The following is an 18,578-nucleotide window of genomic DNA, read 5'->3' on the forward strand; positions in this document are numbered from 1 at the left end:
TGATTATGAAAAAACAATTTTACCTTTTGTTTATTGGCATGCTGCTATTAAACAGTTTTAGAGTAAATGCGCAGTTTAATTGGCTGGTTGGCGGCAATGCTACTGGCGGCGACCGTTTATTTGGCTCTACTACTCCCTTTGCCGTGCAATTTATAACCAATAATGTGGAGCGTGGGCGAGTTACTAATACTGGATTGTGGGGTTTCGGTACAATTTCCCCTACCGCTAAATTACACATAAACGGGACTTTAGGCGAAGATCCCTTCCGGGTGCAATCAAATGGAACCACTAAATTAATGGTACATAGTAACGGCGGCATTTCGATTGGCAGCCTCACCGCTCCGTCGGCTAATAACCTGTTCGTGAATAATAATGTGGGAATAGGTATTAGCAATCCGGGTGTAAAACTGCATGTAGCCGGTGGTGCAGATGCTAGCCTGAGTAGCGGGGGCTTTATTGTTTCTGGCGCCCTAACCGGCGAAAATATCAGCATAGATAATAATGAAATTATGGCCCGGAATAATGGCTTAGCTTCCAACCTTTTTCTAAACCATAATGGCGGCGATCTGATTATACATGCTGGTCCTAGTTCAGCTGGTGGTAAAGTAGGTATTCATACCACAGCACCGGCCGTGGAAGCACATTTGGTCCATGGCGTGGGTAATGGTACAACACACGGGTTTAGAATGGCTAATTCTGGTAGTAATAACGAAAACTGGACTTTCTATGTGCAAAATGGCACCGGAGCGTTAGAGTTATATGCCAATAATGTTTTCCGCGGTTCTTTTAATGATGTTTCCGGCGCGTATACTTCGGTATCGGATATCAGATTGAAAAAAAACATTGAGCTGGCCGAAGCAGTACTACCTAAAGTTCTAAAATTAGGCGTTAAGAAATATCATTTTTTAAAAAATGCGCCCGAGGATATTAAATACTATGGGTTAGTAGCGCAGGAAGTAGAAAAAATCTTTCCGGAAGTAGTTTATAAGCAAAAAGGAGATGACGGCACCGAAGTGTATACCATGGATTATAATGCTTTTGGGGTGCTGGCTATTAAAGCCATTCAAGAGCAACAACAAAAAGTAAGTAATCTGGAAAATCAGTTGGCGCAACAAAACGAACGATTGGCCAAGTTGGAATTAGCTTTAACCAGTAACCATGCTAACCAGAACTTAGATTTTACGGATTTAGATTTAAAAGGTATTTCACTGGAGCAGAACCACCCAAACCCCGTCGATCAAACTACTACGTTTCGGTATACGATACCGGCTGGCGCAAATGCCCAAATTAAAATTTATGATGCCGCCACCGGCATGTTGGTGAAAAGCCTAATTGCGCCTACGAACGGACAAGCTCAAATGAACAGTTCGGATTTAAAAACCGGTAATTATATTTATACTTTAATTGTAAACGGTAAAGCGGCCGCTTCCAAGCAAATGATTATATCTAAATAAAACCCTTTTGATTAAAACCTCCGAACCTGAAATAAAAAAGCCATCTTCCGTGAAAGAAGATGGCTTTTTTAATTAAAATGGATATTAGTAAGGTTTGGCTTCGTGCGAAACTTCTTGGGCTTCTTTTACGCCAGCCGCCGGAGAAGTAGCTCCGTTTGGTCCTTTATCGTCCTGCGATTTAGCAGTTTTGCGTAATCCTTCGGCTACCCGACGACCGTAATCTTCATCGGCCAAAGTAAAATTAGCAATCATTTTATCCTGAATCCGCTTATCGCAAGTGGCCAGGGTATTTACCAGGTTGTTAATTAAATCATCGCGTTCCCAATCTTCAAAATTCCGGTAGGTTTCGCCGGCTTGTTTAAAGTCGTTGGTGCGGTCAATTTTTTGGCGAACCAGGTTTGCTTCGTAACGCGGCGTGTAATCTTTACCGGCCTTAGGTGCTTCTTTTATAATATTTAAAGTAGAAGGCTCGTAGTTTATGTGCTTGTTCTGGCTCGGCGCAAAATCAGTTTTAAACGACATTTGCCCACCCCGTTGGTTGGTTATAACCTGGTTTTTAGGCGCATTAATCGGCAACTGCAAATAGTTTGGCCCTACACGGTAACGTTGGGTATCGGAGTAAGAGAAGGTCCGGCCCTGCAGCATTTTGTCATCCGAAAAATCTAAGCCATCTACCAGAACTCCCGTACCAAAAGCTGATTGCTCTACTTCGTTAAAGTAATCTTCGGGGTTACGGTTTAAAGTCATTTTACCTACCGGTAAGAACGGGAACTGTTCTTTTGGCCACAACTTGGTATCATCCAGCGGATCAAAGTCCAGTTCCGGATGCTCATCGTCGCTCAAAATCTGTACGCACAATTCCCACTCCGGATAATCGCCTTTTTTAATAGCTTCGTATAAATCCTGGGTAGCGTGGTTAAAATTTTTCGCCTGAATAGCTTCGGCTTCGGCTTGGGTTAAGTTACGGATACCTTGTTTTAACGGCTCCCAGTGATATTTTACCAGAACAGCCTCGCCATCGGCATTTACCCACTTATACGTGTTTACGCCCGAGCCTTGCATTTGCCGGTAATTAGCCGGAATACCCCACGGCGAAAACAGGAAAGTAGCCATGTGCGTTGCTTCTGGCGTATTACAAATAAAATCAAAAATGCGTTCGCCGCTCTGGATATGCGTAATCGGATCGGGTTTTTGGGAGTGAATTAAATCCGGAAATTTCATGGCGTCCCGGATAAAGAAAATTTTTAAATTATTTCCTACTAAATCCCAGTTACCATCTTCAGTGTAAAATTTTACGGCAAAACCGCGTGGGTCGCGCAATGTTTCCGGGGAGTGGCCACCGTGCCCTACGGTAGAGAACCGAACAAATACCGGTGTTTCTTTACCTTTTTGCTGAAATAATTTAGCGCGGGTGTATTTGGCAATGGGTTCGCCGCCAACGGTTCCGTAAGCTTCAAAAACACCGTGGGCACCAGCGCCCCGGGCGTGTACTACGCGTTCCGGAATCCGTTCCCGATCGAAGTGCGAAATTTTTTCAATAAAATGATAGTTCTCCATGGTAGCCGGCCCGCGGTTACCAATCGTGCGGATATTCTGATTGTCGGTAACGGGGTGGCCCTGCCGGGTGGTGAGCGTTTGCTGCCCGTTTGTACCTGTTCCGTTAGTAGAGGTACCATTTTGCCCCGTTGAGTTTTGTTTTCCGTTTTCTTCTGGTTGCATAAGTTTAGTATTAGATAAAATTATTGTTTACCATTAAATTGGCCCCAAGTTACAATTCAGCAACTTAAATTCTATTATTAATCCGGTAAATTGTTGTTGTGGCGAGTAGCACCGAGTGTTTTTTAAATTTTTGAAAAGCAGTTTCTTGTTTATAATTTTCATTATGAAACTATAGACTTTAGATTTTTTCTAACAGCGAGCCTGCCCGAAAGTTTACAATCTTTTTACTCTACCTTAATTTTACAATACTGATATAAGTCGTAAGCAGCCGAAGCATAGCCTTTTTATAAGCTTCCGTAAAGAATTCACAAGCTTCTGCTTTCCGGTCTAAATCGTAATAAGCTTTGCCTATTAAATACAGTAAGCGGCCATTTTGTGCTTTGTTCGTTAAGGCTAGTTGGTAATCCGGTAAGGCTTTATCGGGCTTGCCTAGTAAATAATAGCAATAACCCCGGTACAATAAGGCTTCGCTTCGTTTATTAACATCGGTACGCGGTAATTTTAAAAAAGAGCTAAAATCCTGAATGGCTTGCGGGTACGTATTTAAAAAAGTAGCCCGGATCATGCCCCGTTCAAAATAAGCCGGCGCATAGACTTGATTTACCTGAATGGCCCGGGTCATTTGCGTTTCGGCTAAAGTATCGCGGCGCAGCTTTTCGTAACAACGGCCTTTATCGTAAAATAACTCGGCAGCTGGTTGCTTAGTTTTCTGGATAGCTTCATTCAAATCCGAAATAGCGGCCGGGTAATTTTCGTAAATATTCATTTCTATCTGGGCTCGTCGGGAATAAGCATCGGCAAAGTTGGGTTTAAAGTAAATGGTTTTGGTAAGTAAGCTGTGGGCCCGGCTCCATTGTTCGGCTTTAATATATTGCACCGCCGCCCGGTAATTGCTCATGCCGGTAATATGGTCCATTAATAATTTTACCAGTAAACTAGCTATAATAATCCCTACAAAAATGCCAATAACTATTTTTAAATCTTTGCGTTGAAACTGCCTGCGGGGAATGTTACGGTAGTGCCGCTCGGCGTAGGTAGCCGGTTCGCGGGTACGCACCTGGGTTTGGTACTGGGTTTGTTGCATGGCACGCAGTTGCGTGAGCAAGTACTGTAACTGCCAATCGTACAAAGCCCGTTTCTTTTCGTCGGATAAAACCTGGTACGCTTGGTTTACTTCCTTAAATTTTTCTTCAAACAAGGAATTGCCTTGGTGTTTATCCGGATGATACTGCCGGGCCAACCGCTTGTAAGCAGCTTTAATTTCGATGGCCGTAGCGGAAGGATTTACTTCTAATACGGTATAATAATTCTGATTCAAAGATGCCTGCGGATTATGTACACGCGCTATTTTTAAAAATAACGCTTTTTTTAGACAATTATGCTTTAAAATTCGTAATACAATTTTTAAATAATAGAGGTTCCTTCATATTTTTTACATTTATAACGTACACTAAACGGATTTAACTAAACCAATACTATGATTAACGACGACAAAGGCTCTAAAACGGAAAGCCTGATCAGCAATTTAATGGGCTATATAGATACCCGCATCGATCTGATAAAGTTAGAAGTACAAACTAAACTGAAAGATGGGTTTGTAGGCTTAATGCGCGCCGTGGTACTAGGCTTTGCTGCTTTTATGGCTTTAATATTTTTTAATATATTTATAGGCTTACTCTTGAATGATTTACTTGACAGTCATTTCTGGGGTTTCGGAATTGTTACGCTATTCTACGTTATTTTACTGGTAGTAGTAATAATGGGTGTGGACAAGAAACTATTTAATAACCTGGCCGATAAAACTTTCGATAATACTGTATATAAAGACGATAAAAGAAATCAACCGTTATGAACGAACTAAATAACCCACTTTTCGAAGATAAAAAGGAATTTTTGGAAAGACAGAAACAAGAATATAAAAACGCTTTGCTGGGCGATGTAGCCGAATTAAAAAACCAATCCCAGGAAATCGGCAAAAAGTACTCATTGGCGGCGGCGCTTTGGTAGGCGTATGGCTGATTAGTAAAATGTTCCGGGGAGGCGGCAGTAAAAAAAAAAGTAAAGCCTTAAAAACCGGTCTTCAAAAACAACTTACGGCAACTACTACCCGTACGTCCAATTCTGGCGCGCACCGGAACGCTAATGTGCACGAAGACGGCCACCCCGACTATAATGCGGGTCAGGTACCGCCGGCAGGTTCGTATTACCAAGCGCCACATCCGCCGCAACCTTCGTTTATGGGGGAGTTATCGAAAACCTTTATGGAGTCCGAAATGGCAAAGGCTTTGTCTACCCAAATTACAGCTTTTTTATTGGTGTACGTAACCAAAAAATTAGAAGAGTACCTGCAAGTACCTAAAAATCCCGATATTGTGGTCACGAAAGAGCCCGTAACCAGGGATATTGATTTTTCATACCACGAAGAGGATGCCGTTTAGCCGGATTTACGAAGATATAGTCTATAAAAAACAACAAAGACAAAAACTATTTGCCGTACTGCTCGACCCTGATAATCTTACGGTTGCAGCATGCGAAAATCTTATATTACTAAGTAAGACAAATTCAATCGATTACTTTTTTGTAGGCGGCAGCCTGGTTACTACTGCTAACCAGGCGCCGCTTATTACTTTACTAAAACAAAAAAGTAACATCCCGGTAATTCTTTTTCCGAGCAGTAGTTTGCACATTGATGCACAAGCCGACGCGATTTTGCTGCTTTCGCTTATTTCGGGCCGCAATCCCGAATTTTTAATCGGTCAGCACGTTATAGCGGCTCCTATTTTAAAATCCAGTCAACTGCAAATTTTACCCACTGGTTATATTTTAATCGACTCGGGACAGCCCACTACTGCTTCTTATATGAGTGGCAGTATGCCCTTGCCCCGTAATAAGCCGAGCATTGCGGCTAGTACTGCTTTAGCTGGCGAACTATTAGGATTACACCTAATATTTTTAGACGCGGGCAGCGGGGCTCAGAATCCGGTTCCCGTAGATATGATACAGGCGGTTCGGCAAGCTATTGACGTACCTTTAATGATAGGTGGTGGCATTAACTCTTCGCAAAAAGTATGGGCAGCTTTAAATGCGGGTGCCGATTTAATTGTAGTGGGGAATGAAATAGAAACTAACCCGGATTTTATCAGAACTTTGGGCGCTATTAAAAAGCAGGCAAACGCTTCGGTATATAATCTGTCTGGCAATTAGAAAAATTTAAAAAACAGAAGCGCCGCTCAGGATCCTGAGCGGCGCTTCTGTTTTTTAAATTTTTAGATTATATATTCATCGCAGATTCACGGCGGCGCATTTTACCGGCCGGAATACCGAACATCATTTTAAAACGCCGGCAGAAATAAGCGGTATCTTTATAGCCTACTTCTTTACCAATTTCGCGAATGCTTTTCTTGGTAGTACGCAACAAGAACACAGCCCGCTCCATGCGCTGGTATTCAATATAATCCTGCGGGTTAATGCCGGTTAACATCTTAAAATATTGCCCTACGTAATCTTCCGAAACGTTTGCTACGTTAGAGAGCACTTTATTAGACAGATCGCCGCCAATGTTTTCTTTGATGTAGTTAAACAGATCAATCAAACGCGGATCTTTAAAGTACGTGCTGTTGGTCGCCAATTGCTCCACAAACATCTTATTTTTAAGAATATACCGGATGATCTCTACCATTATGTTTTCGGTATAGATATTTATCAGGCGTTCTTTACCCGGCAACTCCTGCATGCTTTCCTCAATTACCTTAATAATTAAGTTAGCCAGCTTCGAATTATTCGAAATTAAGAAGGCTGGTACATCCAGTGAAGAAAAGAAGTTAACTGAGTCAAATACTTTAGCTTCAAAGCTTACAAAGCTGTGGCTTTCTTCGGCATCCCCGATTAAATCCAAATCGTTGTTGCTTCGGAAGAACTTTTCTTTATTGCTGATTAAGTCATCATTCGAAATCATACGGCTGTCGGGGTCGCCGTAATAAATTTTTGTGCTTCGGCCACCGGGCACAAACAACATTTCTCCTTCCTCTACTACCTGCTTCTCATCGCCAAAGGCAATTACCCCTCGGTGGAGCAATATAAGGTTATTGCCTACATCATAATAGTTCCGGACACCAAATGGTTGCTGCAATATATAGTTCTTAGATTTTATATATCGCACCGCCAGGGATTCAATAACCTTATTGTAATCTTCCATGATTGGTATTTTATCTTTATTTTATTGATAGTTAGATTATAGTGTTTAAAATTACTATTAATCTTTTAATAAGACAAAATTAATTGAAAAATAATTATACCACAATTAATAAATATATTATTTTTGAACAGTACTATTTCAACATAGCAGTATTCTGTTATTTCAGCAACTCTCTTGATATTACTATTTTCTGAATCTCGGAAGTGCCTTCGTAAATTTGCGTGATTTTAGCGTCGCGCATGAGCCGCTCTACGTGGTATTCTTTCACAAAACCATAGCCGCCGTGTACTTGCACCGCCTCTATAGTAGTGTCCATGGCTACCTTAGAAGAAAATAATTTTGCCATAGCTCCGGATTTGGCATAATCCCGGCCAGCATCCTTATCACTGGCCGCTTGTAGGCAAAGTAACCGGGCCGCATCTATATTAGTAGCCATATCGGCTAACTTAAACTGAATGGCTTGGTGCTTAGCTATTTCGGTACCAAATGCCTTGCGTTGCTTCGCGTATTTAATGGATAATTCGTAAGCACCGGAAGCAATGCCTAAAGCTTGCGCCGCAATGCCAATACGGCCTCCATTCAGCACGCTCATAGCAAACTTAAATCCAAAGCCATCTTCGCCAATCCGGTTCTCTTTAGGCACCTTTACATCGGTAAACATTAAGGAATGGGTATCGGAACCGCGAATGCCTAATTTATTTTCTTTCTTACCTACTACAAAACCCGGTGTGTCCCGCTCCACAATAAACGCGTTAATGCCTTTGTGCCGTTTTTCGGGGTAAGTTTGTGCTATAACCAGGTACACCGAGGCGGTGCTGCCATTGGTAATCCAGTTTTTGGTACCGTTAATTAAATAATGATCGTCTTGCTCTATGGCTGTGGTGCGCTGCATGGTAGCATCAGAGCCAGCTTCCGGTTCGGATAGGCAGAAAGCGCCGATTATTTTGCCGGTTGCTAGCCGGGTCAGGTATTTTTGTTTTTGCGCCTCGGTGCCGTACTTTTCAATGCCCCAACAAATCAGGGAGTTATTTACCGACATAACTACCGAAGCGGAAGCATCTACCTTCGATATTTCTTCCATGGCCAATACATAGGAAATAGTATCCATCCCGCCACCGCCATACTTTGGGTCAACCATCATCCCTAAGAAGCCCAACTCGCCCATTTTCTTAATTTGTTCTGCCGGAAATTTTTGTTCTTCATCGCGTTCAATAACTCCGGGTAAGAGTTCGGTTTGGGCAAAATCACGGGCCGCTTCTTGTACGGCTAATTGCTCTTCGGTTAGGCTGAAATCCATTTTGCTATGTTGATTTAAAGAGGTTAAAGGAGATTTAAATTTTAAATACCTGTATTTTGTTTTACTGGGATTTAAATAATAATAACTGATAGGAACATGTACCTGATTTAAGTTACTGCCGAGATAAAGACTATTGTAAATATACGAAGAACGAGAAATTAATATGCATGCATACTTTATTTTTAAATTTTTATTTGCTCCTAGGCGGATGTTTTTACCAGAATGCTTTAAAAAAACTCAAGCAGGTAAATTTTTAAAATTTTAGAACAGGGCGCTTAATTAAAAAAAACGCCGCTGCTTAATAAAGCAACGGCGTTTAAAGAATTTCTGTTATTTAGTTATTACTTAATCCCGACGACCCATTAGAAGAGATACGTAATACAATAAAGTAGCTAATGAACCTATAGCAGCAACTACGTAAGTTAAAGCCGCCCATTTTAAAGAATCTTTGGCCATAGCGTGTTCCTGAGTAGTTACTACTCCCCGGCGATCCATCCAGGCCAAAGCGCGGCTACTGGCATCAAACTCTACCGGTAAAGTAATAAAGCTAAACAGCGTAGTTAAGGCAAACAGCGCCACGCCAATAGTTAAGGGAATAACACTGGTATTAATCATGAAAATACCAATTATTATAATCCATTGCATATACCGCGAGGCTACACTAAGCGCCGGTACCATCGCGGACCGGAATTTAAGCATGCTGTAAGCCGTAGCGTGCTGTACCGCGTGGCCACATTCGTGCGCCGCAACTGCCGCCGCGGCGGCACTCCGCGAGGCATAAACACCTTCGCTTAAGTTTACGGTTTTATCAGCGGGGTTATAATGATCGGTTAACTGACCTTCCGTAGAAATAACCCGAACATCCCGGATATTATGATCCGCCAGCATCATTTCGGCAATTTCCCGGCCACTTATGCCCGAGTGCAAGCCTACTTGCGAATATTGTGCAAATTTACTTTTGAGTCGCCAGCTAACAAATAAGCTAACCAGCATTACCAGTATGGCTATTAAATATACTCCACCCATTTTCTTCTTAACTTTTAATTTGTTTTTTAATTTTCTCGATAATTCGTGTGGTAGAATACCCTTGTACGAGTGTAATCGTTTTCACGATCCCGCCATTTTTCTGAACGATATCATGCCCCACAATATTTTCAATGGCATAATCATCGCCTTTTACCAGAATGTCTGGTTTTATCGCCGCAATTAACTCATAGGGAGTATCTTCCGAAAACAATATTACCATATCCACAAACAACAAGGATGCCATAACTCTGGCCCGTGACATTTCGTCTTGAAGTGGCCTTTCCGGACCTTTTAAACGGCAAATAGAACTATCGGTATTTAACCCCAAAACTAGTTTATTGCCTAAATGGCGGGCTTTCTCGAGGTGATCGACATGCCCTAAATGCAGAATATCGAAACACCCATTGGTGAAAACAATTTTATCGCCGGCCGCTTGCCATTGGTGAATTACTTCTAAAGCAGGCGGCAAATTTTCAAAAATTTTACTTTGCGTGTTTATCATAAATTACGGAATTTACCTCTAACTCCATTTCGGGGTTTTGTTTAACTGCAGTCCCATGAAACATGCTGTAAACAAAGCTGATGCCGCCCAGTATAACCACGAATAAGGTTTGGGAAGTATGCGTTACCAAGGCGTAAGCCATGCCAGTTTCTTTCGGTAAGCTATAAAGTAATAAAGTAGAACGCACCATAATGTGAAATACACCTATTCCGCCTTGCACCGGTGCGCTCATGCCTAAGCTGCCCACTACTAAAACCGACAATGCGGCTCCTAAACTTAGATCAGCGGTACCGGGTAAAGCTAAAAATCCTACGTAACCAGTTAAAAAATAAGTAAACCACACAAAGAGCGTATGCGCAATAAACGCTGCTTTATTTTTTAATTTTAAAATACTGAAAATTCCTTCGGCTACTCCTGTAATAAAATTTTTAATTTTCAGATATAAGGCGTTCCTTTTAAGCTTTTCCCGAAAAAAATAAAGTAACGCGGATCCAATTACCGAAACCAACACCAAAGAACCACCCAACCGATACAACCAATCGCTTTTAGTACCATAGCCGGCTACTTTATCCGCAAACATATTCCAGAAAAAAGCGTGAATCCGATCGAATTCAATAAGAAATGCTGCTCCGATTAAAAGTAATAGCATGAGCATATCCAAGAGCCGTTCGGTTATAACAGTGCCAAAAGATGCTTTAACAGTTACATTGCAGGTTTTGCGCAGGATACTACAACGTATAACTTCGCCGGCCCGGGGCAGCACCAAATTAGCCAGGTAACCAACCATCATGGCGTGGTACGTTTCAGAGGCAGAAAGATGGTAACCTAATGGCTCTAACTGCATTTTCCAGCGGTAAGCCCGGCTACAATATCCGGCAAAGGCTAACAGCAACGAAACGCCGATCCAGAAATAATTTATGTGCTGTAATTGCTTCCAGACTAAGGTAAAATCAATACCTTTTAAGGCGTACCACATGAGTAACACGGATAAGCTTATTAAGAGAATGTATTTACTAACAGTAACCAGCGTTTTCATACGAATAATGCGGTTAAACCAGCCGGTTATTTTGATCCGGGAAGATGAGCGTTGGCTGATGCGATTTTGCTTCCAGAAAATCAATCTGGCAATAAGATATAACAATCACAATGTCGCCAACCTGTACTTTACGAGCGGCCGGTCCATTCAGACAAACCACGCCGGAGCCCCGTTCACCTTTAATCACGTAGGTTTCAAAACGCTCGCCATTATTGATATTTACAATCTGTACTTTTTCATTTTCCACTAAATTAGCGGCATCAATCAAATCTTCATCAATGGTAATGCTACCCACGTAATGGAGCTCCGCTTGGGTAACTTTAACCCGATGAATTTTTGATTTTAAGACTTCTATTAACATTTTTTTAAATTTTTTAAAAATGGGAGCGCAAAGGTAGGCAATTTGTGCTAGGTTATAACTATGAGCTATCCCAAGGGTACCCGGGGCTTTTGCTATTAAATCACTGCCTTATGGCACTTCCACTACAATATTATCAATCAGGCGTACGTTGCCGATATAAGCAGCCAAGCATAACGCGGTAGGCCTGGTAAAATCCGAAATAGGCTGTAATGTTTCCGCATCTACTATCTCGAAGTACTCCAACTTAATCCCCGGGTATTGCTGTAAGAACGTATTTACCTGTAATATAATTTCCTGCAATGGCACCTGCTTGTCTTTCACCAAAACGACTGCTAGTTGCAAGGCTTCGTAAAGCCGGGGAGCTATCCGGCGTGCAGCCGTTGATAAACGCTGATTTCGGGACGACATAGCTAAGCCATCGGCTTCACGTACAATCTCGTGGCAAACTAATTCCAGGTCAAAGCTTAAATCGCGCACTAACTGCCGGATAATGGCAAACTGTTGCAAATCTTTTTGGCCAAAATAAGCTCTGTGCGGTTTAATCAAATGGAATAGTTTACTTACTACAGTTGCTACTCCATTAAAATGCCCAGGCCGGTAAAAACCTTCCATTATTTGTTCTAAAGCTCCAAAATTAAATTTCAATAATGCCGGTTGGGTATACATTTCCGAAGCGTCGGGCATAAACAAGATATTGCAATTATTCTGTTGCAGTAAGGTTATATCCTGCTCTATTGTTTTGGGGTATAGCCGGTAATCTTCTGAATTATTAAACTGAATTGGATTTACAAAAATGCTGCATATTGTAGTAGTATTGTGCTGAACTGCTGTACGTAATAATTCTAAATGCCCGGCATGTAAGGCCCCCATCGTGGGTACAAACCCAATGGTTTTCCCGGCAGCTCGTAATGTTTCTGTAAGATTTTTAATTTCTGAGAGATGCGTAACTACTTGCATTAATTCTTGATAATGTTTAGCCGAAAAACTGGTTAGCTTAAGTTTTAGGTAAATAAATTGAAAATATGATAAAATTTTTGTAATTTTGTGCTGCCGAATAGTGTGTCAATTATTCACCACAATTAAACTAGTCAAAACCCATGTCAAAACTACGCATTTTGTACGCTGCTACAGAGATTAATCCGTTTTTGCAAACCACCCAGGTTGCTGAGTTTTTAAGGATGTTGCCCCAGGGGATGCAGGAACGCGGAATGGAAATTCGGATTTTTGTTCCGAGGTTTGGATTAATTAACGAGCGTAAAAATCGTTTGCACGAAGTGGTGCGGTTGTCTGGTATTAACATTGCCGTAGGAGAAGAAGAAAAGCCGCTGATTATTAAAGTTGCTTCTATCCCAAATGCAAAGTTACAGGTATATTTTATAGATAACGAAGACTATTTTCACCGGAAATCAGTTTTAGTCGATAAAGACAATAAATTCCATACCGACAATGATGAGCGGGCTATTTTCTTTTGCAAAGGTGTACTGGAGACTGTTAAGAAATTAGGCTGGTCGCCGGATATTGTGCATTGCAACGACTGGATGACGGGTTTAATTCCGATGTATTTAAAAACCACTTACAAGAAGGATCCTATTTTTAAAGATGCCAAATCTATTTTTACCGTTTATAATAACGAATTTGACTATAAATTCGAGGGCGATTTGCTGGAAAAAGTAAAAATGTTGGATATTGAGGATGATATGCTAACGCATTTGAAAACCGCTGATTTTGGCGGGTTCGTGAAAGTTGGTATGGAATATGCAGATTTAGTATCTAAGTCGCACGAAGAAAATTTTAGCGAGAACATCAACACTTTGTTTACGGAATTTTGTTCTACTAAACCAATCAACCAAATTGATTCCTCAGACGAAAATTTTTTAGATTCTTATTACAATCTTTATAATGAATTGGCTAATTAAGCTTAAGCGACCTGCTCTTTTTGTTTTATCTGTTATTACTTTTTTTTCCTGCGATGATTCCAACACGTTAGGCACTTCTTACGAAGGCAATCCGGTTGATGCTTCTTTTACTGATTCAGTAAGTGTTACGGCTTCTACTGTATTAGCCAATGATTCAATTGTAGGTTATAGAAACGGAAATCTATTAGTTGGTAAATTTACAACAGAAAAATTAGGCACTACTACGGCCCAATCCTATTTACCTATTGGTCCGACTGGAGGTAGTATTAGCGCCAATAATGGAAGTCCAGATTCGGTAGTATTAATGTTAGATTATGATGAGTATTACGGAGATACTACTCAAAATTATTCGATAGAAGTACGTGAACTAGGTACTACTTTCCGTTCTGATGCTACGTATTATACAAACAACAACAACAGCCTGGAAGCGCTACCTAGTTTAATAGGTTCACTTACCTTTGTTCCCAAACCCAAACGTACAAATTCTAAAACATCTTCTTCTGGTGTAGTAACTAAAACATCAGTGCCTGTTCGGATGAAGTTGAGTAATGAGTTGGGTCAGCGAATATTGGGCTTGCCGAGTACCACATTAAGTAGTACAGCAGAGTTTGCTAAAATCTTCAAGGGTATTGTGCTTAGTCCAGGCCCAAATACTAAATCAGCTTTAGGCTTTGCGCCCGATGCCGATAGTACGTATTTGCGAATTTATTATACTTCTACAGATAATAAAAAGCAAAAGTATGATCTAAACATAAGTGGCGGCAACGATCGCTTGAACGAAATTTCGCATGATTTTGCAGGTAGTGCACTTACATCATTAAATAAAGCAGGCGATTCTATTTCGTCGGTTGCGGCAGGTAATGAGGCTTATTTGCAGGAAAGTACCGGTATTGTTACAAAAATTACTTTTCCTTACCTTAATCGGTTTAGAGAAAAGTTAAATACAAATGATGTTGCTGTTAACCGGGCCGAGTTAATTATTCCAGTAAAAGATAATCCTAACTATTTGCCTTCGCCAGCCGCTTATCTGGTTGAAACGAACAAAACCAACCGGATTTTAAAATCAAACCGCTTACCTCGGGTTGTGATCGAAGATCCGCTGGAAACGACTTCCCGGGGTGAAAGTGGCACCCAGGCGGCGGCTATTCGCTACAATAAAGATAAAAAAGCTTATATCGTTAATGTTACCAAATACGTCCAGGATGTAATATATCAAAGACAATCTGCTAGTGGTAAGTTATTAAGCAATAGTTTATTACTAGTACCCACTTCCCGAACCGGTAGTTTAGATCCTAGAGGAAGCACTGTTCTGGAAGCAACCGGCCTTTATTCATCTATTCTGCAAACAGGAGGAACAAACAACATAAAGCTTCGCCTTTACTTTTCTAAAACGAACTAGTAAACCTCTCGAATGATTAATTTTTAATCCATTAAAATATAAATTTATGTGCGGCATTGTAGCATATGTGGGGCATCGGGAAGCCTGCCCTATTATTATCAAAGGTTTAAAGCGCCTGGAATATCGCGGCTATGATAGTGCCGGTATTGCCTTATTAAACGGTAACCTTAATGTTTACAAGAAAAAAGGGAAAGTAAGCGAACTCGAAAGTTTTATCTCGGATAAAGATACGCATAGCCATATTGGTATGGGCCATACCCGGTGGGCAACGCATGGTGAACCAAATGATGTAAACGCGCACCCGCATTATTCTAGTTCCAGAAAGATAGCAATCATTCATAATGGTATTATCGAGAACTATGGTTCACTTAAGCAACACTTAAAAAATAAAGGTTACGAGTTTCACAGCGATACTGACTCGGAAGTATTTATTAACTTAATCGAGGATATTCGCGAGAATAATAATATTTCATTGCCAGAAGCGGTACGGTTGGCTTTGCACGAAGTAGTAGGTGCTTACGCCATTGTAGTCATCTCTCACGATTCGCCAAATCAGTTAATTGCCGCTCGGAAAGGTAGCCCTTTGGTAATTGGCGTGGGTAAAGATGAATTCTTTTTAGCCTCCGATGCTACTCCTATTATTGAATATACCAACGAGGTAGTTTACTTAAACGATTATGAGTTAGCCGTCATTCGGGATGGGCAACTAGATATTCGTACCCGCGAAGATGTGGCCCAAACCCCTTATATTCAAAAGCTAGAGCTCGAACTGGAATCCATTGAAAAGGTGGTTACCCGCACTTCATGTTAAAAGAAATTTTTGAACAACCGCGGTCTATTCTGGACAGCATGCGGGGCCGGTTAGTAGCCGAAACCAGTCACTTGGTTATGGCTAGTGTAATCGAGTTCGAAAATAAATTTAAAAATGCTGATCGGATCATTATTGTGGCCTGTGGTACGTCGTGGCACGCGGGTTTAGTAGCGGAATATTTAATTGAAGAGTTTGCCCGCGTACCCGTAGAAGTAGAATATGCTTCTGAGTTCCGCTACCGGAACCCTATTATTAAAGAAGGTGATATTGTAATAGCTATTTCTCAATCTGGTGAAACAGCCGATACCTTGGCAGCCATAGAACTGGCTAAATCCAAAGGAGCCATGATCTTTGGAGTTTGTAACGTGGTAGGTTCTTCCATCGCCCGTGCTACCGATGCGGGTGCTTACACCCACGCTGGACCAGAGATTGGGGTAGCCAGTACAAAAGCATTCACGGCGCAGGTAACGGTGTTAACGCTGTTGGCTATGATGATTGCGGAAAAGCGAGGTACTATTGAAACATCTATGCTGCGGCAACTGATGATGGAGATGGAACAAATTCCTGCAAAAGTGGAGCGAGCGCTGCAACTGGATACCGAAATCAAAGTAATCTCGGAGATATTTAAAGATGCAGCTAACTTCCTGTACTTAGGTCGTGGATTTAATTTTCCGGTAGCTTTAGAAGGTGCGTTAAAATTAAAAGAAATTTCCTACATCCACGCGGAAGGTTATCCAGCCGCCGAAATGAAGCATGGTCCAATTGCGTTGATTGACGCAAACATGCCGGTAGTAGTCATCGCTACCAAAGATTCGTCGTACGAAAAAATTGTCTCTAATATACAGGAAGTAAAAGCCCGCAAAGGTCGGATTATTGCGATTGTAACAGAAGGAGATACGGTGATTCCGGAAATGGCCGAATTTGTGATAGAAGTTCCGGATACGCACGAAGCTCTAACGCCACTGCTTTCCGTAATTCCATTGCAGTTATTGTCTTACCACATCGCAGTGATGCGTGGTTGTAACGTTGACCAACCGCGTAACTTAGCAAAATCGGTTACGGTGGAATAATACAATTTAAAATTTATTAAATAAAGGAGAGCCCACCGTGGCTCTTTTTTATTTATGTTGAAGTAGCTTTACAGCAAAGCATACAAAATTTTCTCTTAGAATAAATAAGGTTTAGGCTGGATTAAACGGCTGGGATAGCAACTTAGCTGTTCTGGATTTTAAAGGAACAAAACTTATTATTTTGCATATTTGTCGAAATTCAGAAAACTAACTCTGCTTTATGGCTAATACAGTTATAAATTCTTCTAATGCCCCAGCACCAATTGGTCCTTACAGCCAGGCAATATTAGCCAATAATGTTTTATATATATCCGGGCAAATAGCTTTAGAGCCCAGTACCGGTAATTTAATTTCAGATGATATTGAAACAGAAACCCACCAGGTAATGAAGAACTTGCAAGCTATTTTGCAAGAGGCGGGGTTAGATTTTAAAGACGTGGTAAAATGCAGCATATTTGTAAAGGACCTAAATAACTTTACCCGGATAAATGCTGTATATGGAGGCTATTTTACGCAATCGCCTCCGGCGCGCGAAACTGTAGAGGTGAGTCGTTTACCGAAAGATGTGAACGTAGAAATTTCCTGTATTGCTGTAAAAACCAGCTAAAATTTAAAAATTTAATATAGAACCAGTGCTAACTATCAACTGTTACTCGGGTGTTTCAAATTTGCCGGGTTCGGCATTTACGGCGGTTTTACCGGCTTCTACTTCTTGCCGGATGACGCGTACTGCGTACGGGGAAGGATAAATGTTAGACCCATACTTCCGCGAAAAGACTAAGGTAAAAACCGCTCCGAAAAAAAGTATCTGCGAAGAATAAAATACCCAAACTAAAATAATAACTACGGTTCCAGCCGCCCCGTAAACATTGGCATAATTGCTGTTGCCCAGGTAAAAACCAATCAGAAACCTTCCTAAAGAAAACAGGATGGAGGTAACAATGGCACCTACCCATACGTCGCGCCAGTGAATTTTTACGTCAGGTAAAAATTTAAAAATCATCGCGAAAATAAACGCTACTACGGCTAACGAGAATATTTCGTTAAACATTTGCAGCAAAATAACCGCCGTTTGATCCAGTAGCTTCATCAGGTAATTGCCTAATTTGGCCAGAACGGCCTGGGCTACTAAGGATACCAGCAAAATAAAAGTAAAGCTAAGAATCATGGCAAATGACATGATCCGGTCGAGGAACAACTTAAAATACTGATTACGCGGTTTAGATTTAACGCCCCATATCACGTTTAAGGCATCTTGCATAGAAATAAATAAACCGGTAGCGGCTAGGAGCAAGGCAATTATTCCCACAATGGTGGTAAAAGTTATTTCACCGGATCGGCTGATGTTTTCAACCATTTTTTGCACTTCGTAAGCCCCCTGAGACCCGATTAGTTCTTTTACCTCATAGTAAATTTCTCCGCTTACGGCATCTTTACCAAACAAAGTCCCTACCGAGTTAATCATAATAATTAAAATGGGCGGTAAAGCAAAAATGGTATAATAAGCCAAAGCCGCTCCCCGGTCGAAAGAGTTATTATCGAGAAACTCTAAAAATGTTTCGCGTACTAAATGCCAAATACTCTTAAATACGTTACTATACGGGATCTTCACAGCTATATTTTTAAATTTCAAATAGTTACCAATAGCCTTATCGCTATTAGTACGGATTAACTAACGTAAGTTTTATTTGTTATAAAGAAAGCAAAATTGCTAAATATAAGAAGGTAACTAGCATTACAATAAAATAGCTGGTATTTAAAAATGCACGTAAATCCGCGATCTGTTTAGTAA

Annotated in this window: 18 protein-coding genes and 1 pseudogene; 9 read left to right on the top strand and 10 right to left on the bottom strand. The window is 41.0% G+C overall.

What is annotated here, in order from left to right:
- Positions 1-5 precede the first annotated feature (5 nt).
- Positions 6-1,454 (top strand): tail fiber domain-containing protein, encoded by a 1,449-nt coding sequence (locus AHMF7616_RS21800; protein ID WP_115374807.1) that lies wholly within the window; start codon positions 6-8, stop codon positions 1,452-1,454.
- Between the two features lie 84 nt (positions 1,455-1,538).
- Here AHMF7616_RS21800 and AHMF7616_RS21805 read toward each other — a convergent pair whose 3' ends face one another.
- Complete coding sequence (locus AHMF7616_RS21805) at positions 1,539-3,173, bottom strand: catalase (RefSeq protein ID WP_115374808.1); 1,635 nt, start codon at positions 3,171-3,173, stop codon at positions 1,539-1,541.
- A gap of 229 nt (positions 3,174-3,402) precedes the next feature.
- A complete protein-coding gene (locus tag AHMF7616_RS27820) occupies positions 3,403-4,491 on the bottom strand; it encodes a tetratricopeptide repeat protein (RefSeq protein ID WP_115374809.1) in 1,089 nt (362 codons plus the stop codon).
- 159 nt (positions 4,492-4,650) lie between these two features.
- Here AHMF7616_RS27820 and AHMF7616_RS21815 point away from each other — a divergent pair, with 159 nt between their 5' ends.
- The 4 genes from AHMF7616_RS21815 to AHMF7616_RS21825 are packed head-to-tail and all read left to right on the top strand — an operon-like array spanning position 4,651 to position 6,377.
- The gene (locus AHMF7616_RS21815) at positions 4,651-5,025 is read left to right on the top strand and encodes a phage holin family protein (protein WP_115374810.1); all 375 of its coding nucleotides are present in this window, start codon (positions 4,651-4,653) and stop codon (positions 5,023-5,025) included.
- Positions 5,022-5,180 carry a hypothetical protein gene (locus tag AHMF7616_RS26530; RefSeq protein WP_158546226.1) on the top strand — a complete coding sequence of 53 codons (159 nt, stop codon included), beginning with the start codon at positions 5,022-5,024 and terminating at the stop codon, positions 5,178-5,180. The genes AHMF7616_RS21815 and AHMF7616_RS26530 overlap by 4 nt, the downstream gene beginning before the upstream one ends.
- Complete coding sequence (locus AHMF7616_RS21820) at positions 5,174-5,611, top strand: hypothetical protein (protein ID WP_158546227.1); 438 nt, start codon at positions 5,174-5,176, stop codon at positions 5,609-5,611. Before AHMF7616_RS26530 ends, AHMF7616_RS21820 begins: the two co-directional genes overlap by 7 nt.
- Positions 5,601-6,377, top strand: coding sequence for a geranylgeranylglyceryl/heptaprenylglyceryl phosphate synthase (locus AHMF7616_RS21825; protein WP_115374812.1), 777 nt, complete (start codon positions 5,601-5,603; stop codon positions 6,375-6,377). The genes AHMF7616_RS21820 and AHMF7616_RS21825 overlap by 11 nt, the downstream gene beginning before the upstream one ends.
- A 67-nt stretch (positions 6,378-6,444) precedes the next feature.
- Here the strand turns inward: AHMF7616_RS21825 and AHMF7616_RS21830 are convergent, their stop codons facing one another.
- The 7 genes from AHMF7616_RS21830 to panC form a co-directional block, all read right to left on the bottom strand.
- Positions 6,445-7,368 carry an AraC family transcriptional regulator gene (locus tag AHMF7616_RS21830; RefSeq protein WP_115374813.1) on the bottom strand — a complete coding sequence of 308 codons (924 nt, stop codon included), beginning with the start codon at positions 7,366-7,368 and terminating at the stop codon, positions 6,445-6,447.
- A gap of 157 nt (positions 7,369-7,525) precedes the next feature.
- On the bottom strand, positions 7,526-8,665 hold the full coding sequence (locus AHMF7616_RS21835) for an acyl-CoA dehydrogenase (protein ID WP_115374814.1): 1,140 nt from the start codon (positions 8,663-8,665) through the stop codon (positions 7,526-7,528).
- A gap of 345 nt (positions 8,666-9,010) precedes the next feature.
- Positions 9,011-9,691, bottom strand: a complete 681-nt coding sequence (locus AHMF7616_RS21840) for a zinc metallopeptidase (protein ID WP_115374815.1) — start codon at positions 9,689-9,691, stop codon at positions 9,011-9,013.
- A 7-nt stretch (positions 9,692-9,698) separates the two neighbouring features.
- Positions 9,699-10,193, bottom strand: coding sequence for a D-glycero-beta-D-manno-heptose 1-phosphate adenylyltransferase (gene rfaE2, locus AHMF7616_RS21845; protein ID WP_115374816.1), 495 nt, complete (start codon positions 10,191-10,193; stop codon positions 9,699-9,701).
- A complete protein-coding gene (locus AHMF7616_RS21850) occupies positions 10,174-11,229 on the bottom strand; it encodes a lysylphosphatidylglycerol synthase transmembrane domain-containing protein (protein WP_115374817.1) in 1,056 nt (351 codons plus the stop codon). The genes rfaE2 and AHMF7616_RS21850 overlap by 20 nt, the downstream gene beginning before the upstream one ends.
- A gap of 13 nt (positions 11,230-11,242) precedes the next feature.
- On the bottom strand, positions 11,243-11,590 hold the full coding sequence (gene panD, locus AHMF7616_RS21855; protein WP_115374818.1) for an aspartate 1-decarboxylase: 348 nt from the start codon (positions 11,588-11,590) through the stop codon (positions 11,243-11,245).
- A 108-nt stretch (positions 11,591-11,698) separates the two neighbouring features.
- Positions 11,699-12,547, bottom strand: a complete 849-nt coding sequence (gene panC / locus AHMF7616_RS21860) for a pantoate--beta-alanine ligase (protein WP_115374819.1) — start codon at positions 12,545-12,547, stop codon at positions 11,699-11,701.
- A 140-nt stretch (positions 12,548-12,687) separates the two neighbouring features.
- On the opposite strand from panC, the gene AHMF7616_RS21865 reads away from it, so the two are divergent.
- From AHMF7616_RS21865 to AHMF7616_RS21880, 4 genes and pseudogenes are all read left to right on the top strand, one after another.
- The gene (locus tag AHMF7616_RS21865) at positions 12,688-13,506 is read left to right on the top strand and encodes a glycogen/starch synthase (RefSeq protein ID WP_115374820.1); all 819 of its coding nucleotides are present in this window, start codon (positions 12,688-12,690) and stop codon (positions 13,504-13,506) included.
- Complete coding sequence (locus AHMF7616_RS21870; RefSeq protein ID WP_115374821.1) at positions 13,490-14,905, top strand: DUF4270 family protein; 1,416 nt, start codon at positions 13,490-13,492, stop codon at positions 14,903-14,905. The genes AHMF7616_RS21865 and AHMF7616_RS21870 overlap by 17 nt, the downstream gene beginning before the upstream one ends.
- Before the next feature lie 46 nt (positions 14,906-14,951).
- Positions 14,952-16,786: pseudogene (gene glmS / locus AHMF7616_RS21875) on the top strand (glutamine--fructose-6-phosphate transaminase (isomerizing)).
- A 220-nt stretch (positions 16,787-17,006) separates the two neighbouring features.
- Entirely contained in the window at positions 17,007-17,393 is a 387-nt protein-coding gene (locus AHMF7616_RS21880; protein WP_115374822.1) for a RidA family protein, read from the top strand.
- A 42-nt stretch (positions 17,394-17,435) separates the two neighbouring features.
- Here AHMF7616_RS21880 and AHMF7616_RS21885 read toward each other — a convergent pair whose 3' ends face one another.
- Positions 17,436-18,398: a YihY/virulence factor BrkB family protein gene (locus AHMF7616_RS21885; protein ID WP_158546228.1), complete on the bottom strand. Its 963-nt coding sequence runs from the start codon at positions 18,396-18,398 to the stop codon at positions 17,436-17,438.
- Between the last annotated feature and the right edge of the window lie 180 nt (positions 18,399-18,578).

This window comes from Adhaeribacter pallidiroseus, assembly GCF_003340495.1.
In the GTDB taxonomy this organism is placed as follows: Bacteria; Bacteroidota; Bacteroidia; order Cytophagales; family Hymenobacteraceae; genus Adhaeribacter; species Adhaeribacter pallidiroseus.